The 3,489-nt window shown below is 72.1% G+C and carries 3 protein-coding genes; 1 reads left to right on the forward strand and 2 read right to left on the reverse strand.

What is annotated here, in order from left to right; translation table 11 throughout:
• On the reverse strand, window positions 1-1,214 hold a 1,214-nt coding region (locus tag QH283_RS14845; protein WP_280503587.1), incomplete at its 3' end, for a CaiB/BaiF CoA transferase family protein.
• A 93-nt stretch (window positions 1,215-1,307) separates the two neighbouring features.
• Here QH283_RS14845 and QH283_RS14850 point away from each other — a divergent pair.
• The gene (locus tag QH283_RS14850; protein WP_280503585.1) at window positions 1,308-2,195 is read left to right on the forward strand and encodes a hydroxymethylglutaryl-CoA lyase; all 888 of its coding nucleotides are present in this window, start codon (window positions 1,308-1,310) and stop codon (window positions 2,193-2,195) included.
• A 39-nt stretch (window positions 2,196-2,234) separates the two neighbouring features.
• Here QH283_RS14850 and QH283_RS14855 read toward each other — a convergent pair.
• Window positions 2,235-3,489: MmgE/PrpD family protein (locus QH283_RS14855; RefSeq protein WP_280503586.1), on the reverse strand; the 1,255-nt coding region annotated here is incomplete at its 5' end.

Consider the following 3,489-nt stretch of genomic DNA (forward strand, 5'->3'; position numbering starts at 1 on the left):
CAGAGCACCCCGGCGCGGCCGAGTTCGGCGACACTGTCCTCGTCGAGGCCGAGGACGCCGCGGTAGATCTCGTCGTTGTGGCTGCCGAGCGCGGGACCGGCGTGGCGGACGGCGCCGGGGGTAACGCTGAGCTTGGGGACCACGTTCTGCATGGGCAGTTCGCCGAATTCGGGGTGGGCGATGCGGACGATGGCGTCGCGGGCGGCGAAGTGGGGGTCGGCGAACATGTCGCGCGGGGTGTAGATGCGGCCCGCGGGGACACCCGCCTCGTGCAGGCGGTCGAGCAGGTCTTCGGCGTCGAATCCGGTTGTCCAGTCGGCGATCAGGTCGTCGAGTTCGCCCATGCGGGCGCCGCGGGCGGTGTGGGTGGCATAGCGCTCGTCGGTGGCCAGTTCCGGCCTGCCCATGAGGGCGGTGAGGCGGGTGAACACGGTGTCCTGGTTGGCGGCGATGAGGACGAGATCGCCGCCCGCGGTGGGGTAGATGTTGCTGGGGGCCACGTTCGGCAGCACGGAGCCGGTGCGTTCGCGCTGGTAGCCGGTGAGCGCCCATTCGGGCAGCAGCGATTCCATCATGGCGAGCACGGCCTCGTAGATGGCCGAGTCCACGAGCTGGCCCTGACCGGTGCGGTCGCGGTGGTGCAGGGCGGCGAGGGTGCCGATGGTGGCGAAGACGGCGGCCAGGGAGTCGCCGATCGAGATGCCGGTGCGCGCGGGTGGGCGATCGGGATCGCCGGTGGTGTAGCGGATTCCACCCATCGCCTCGCCGATGGAGCCATAGCCCGCGCGCCGGGCGTAGGGGCCGGTCTGGCCGTAGCCGCTGACGCGCACCATGATCAGGCCGGGGTGGTCGGCGCGCAGGGTCTCGTAGGCCAGGCCCCAGCGTTCCACGGTGCCGGGGCGGAAGTTCTCGATCACGATGTCGGCGGTGGCGATGAGGTCACGCGCGAGTCGCTGACCGCGCGGGTCGCGCAGATTGCAGGTGACCGACTTCTTGTTGCGCGCCACCACCGGCCACCACAGGGATTTGCCGTCGGAGGACTCGCGGCCCCACTGCCGCATGGGATCTCCGCTGCCCGGCGCCTCCAGCTTGATGACCTCGGCTCCGAAGTCGCCGAGCAACTGCCCGCAGAACGGGCCCGCCAGCAACTGTCCCATCTCGACGACGCGCAGGCCGTGCAGCGGGCCGGGGGTGGTGGTCTGGTCGGCGGGCATGGGCACTCCGTCCATCGATGGCCAGCAGAATGGATACACTGTATCCCTCAGTGAAACAGCGCGGCAAGGCGTGCGCACATACCTGGAGGTCCCGTGGAGATCACCGTGTTGGAAGTGGCCCCGAGGGACGGCCTGCAGAACCAACCCGAACACGTCTCGACCGAGGACAAGATCGCCTTGATCGAGCGCTCGATCGCGGCGGGCCTGCGGCGCATCGAGGCCGTCGCCTTCGTCAATCCGAAAGCGGTGCCGCGCATGGCCGATGCCGAGGCGGTCATGGCGGGCGTGCCACGCGATCCCGGGGTGTCCTATGCGGGACTGGTGTTCAACGAGCGAGGCCTGGACCGGGCGCTCGCGGCGGGCGTCGACGAGATCAATGTCGTCGTGGTGGCCACGGACACCTTCAGCACACGCAACCAGGGCTGCACCACCGAGGAGGGCGTGCGGCGCTGGCTGGCGCTGGCGCGGCGGGCGGCCGAGGCCGGGCTGCTGCGCACCGTGACCATCGCGGCCGCCTTCGGCTGTCCGTTCGAGGGCGAGGTCGCCGAAGCGGCGGTGCTCGACCTGGTGCGGCGCGTCGCCGAAGCGCAGCCGCAGGAGATCGCCCTGGCCGACACCATCGGCGTCGGCACGCCCGACCGGGTGCGCAGGCTGGTCACCGGGACGGCCGCGCTGGCGCCGGGAGCCGTTGTGCGGTGCCACTTCCACAACACGCGGAACACCGGCTATGCCAATGCGGTCGCCGCGCTGGAAGCAGGCGCGCGGGTGCTCGACGCGAGCACCGGCGGGATCGGCGGATGCCCGTTCGCGCCCGCGGCCACCGGCAATATCGCGACCGAGGACCTGCTGTACCTGCTGCACCGCATGCACGTGCGCACCGGCATCGACCTGGCGGCGGTGGCGGCCACCGGTGTGTGGCTGGGCGAGGTGCTCGGGGCGCCGGTGCCCGCCCTGCTCGGGCGTGCCGGGGGTTTCCCGTGACCCGCGTCGACGGGTGAGCGCCCCGGCAGGACCGGGCGGTCAGCCGAGGCGTTCGCCCGAACCGCCGGCCGAGCCCGGCAGCAACTCGAACAGCGCGCCCAGATCGGGTTCGCTCGCCAGCCCGAGGACCCGATCGGCCACCTTCGTCGCGTGCTCGGCCGGGAGCACCTCGGCGGTGTTGAGCCGGAACTTGGTGGTCAACTCATCCGCCGACAGCGGGTTGCCCGGCCCGCCCCGGTTCACCTCGACCCGCTCCACCAGGGTGCGCCCGTCGCGCAGGTGCGCGGTGAGCACCGCGGGGAACTGGTGCGGAAAGATGCTGTCGCATCGCGCGTCCGGGACACACTCGACCTTCGCCGCGAGGGCGAGGCGATCGGGGTCGCGGGCGGCGGTGTCGGTGAAGTCCTCGTGGAACAGACCGAGCCCGCCGCCACCGAGCAGGGCGGCCGCCACGGTATAAGGGCCGGAGAAGGCCGCGTGATAACCGGACTCCGGGCGCTGTTTGGCGGCCAGGGGTTCGCCGATGGTGCGCAAGGCGGCGGTCGGGGCGCCCAGCACGAGCCTGTCGATCTGATCGGCGGTGACATCCCGGCCGCGCAGGCGCAGGGCGGCGTCGACACCGGCGTGGGTGAAGTGGTTGCACGGGTAGGGCTTGAAGAAGACACCGGGCAGCAGCCAGCGATCGCCGAGATCGGCGGTCACGGCGGCCGGGTCGGCGTACTCTCCGCAGAAGGCCTGGAGCAGGCCGAATCTGCCCTCGACCACGGTGGGTGGCCCGGTGAGGCCGTGTGCGGCGAGAGACGCCGCGGTGACCGCCGAGTGCGCGGCCCAGCCGCAGTGCACCCGTTTGACCGTGCCGCCGGTGCGATTGGCCTCGAGCAGACCCGACCCCATGCTGGCGGCGATGCCGATGGCGTGCGTGATGCCCTCGGCCGGCAGGCCGCGCAGCATGGCCGCCGCGGTGGCCGCGCCGACCGCCCCGCAGATGGCGGTGGCGTGCTGGCCACGTTCGAAGAACACCGAATTGCCCAGTTCCGCGCTGTATCCGGCCATGCCGAGGCGCACGGTCACCTCGACGCCGACCGCCACCGCCGCCAGCAGCGACGCCCCGGAGGCCCCGCTCGCCTCGGCGACCGCGAGTGCGGCGGGCACCACCGAGGCCGACGGATGCAGCACCGAGGGCAGGTGGGTGTCGTCGAAATCCAGCGCGTGCGCGAGCGTTCCGTTCACCAGGGCGGCGCTCGCCGCGGGGTGGCGTTCGCTCGAACCGAGAGCGGTGGCCTCGGGTCTGCCC

Source organism: Nocardia farcinica, from assembly GCF_029867845.1.
Lineage (GTDB): Bacteria > Actinomycetota > Actinomycetes > Mycobacteriales > Mycobacteriaceae > Nocardia > Nocardia farcinica_A.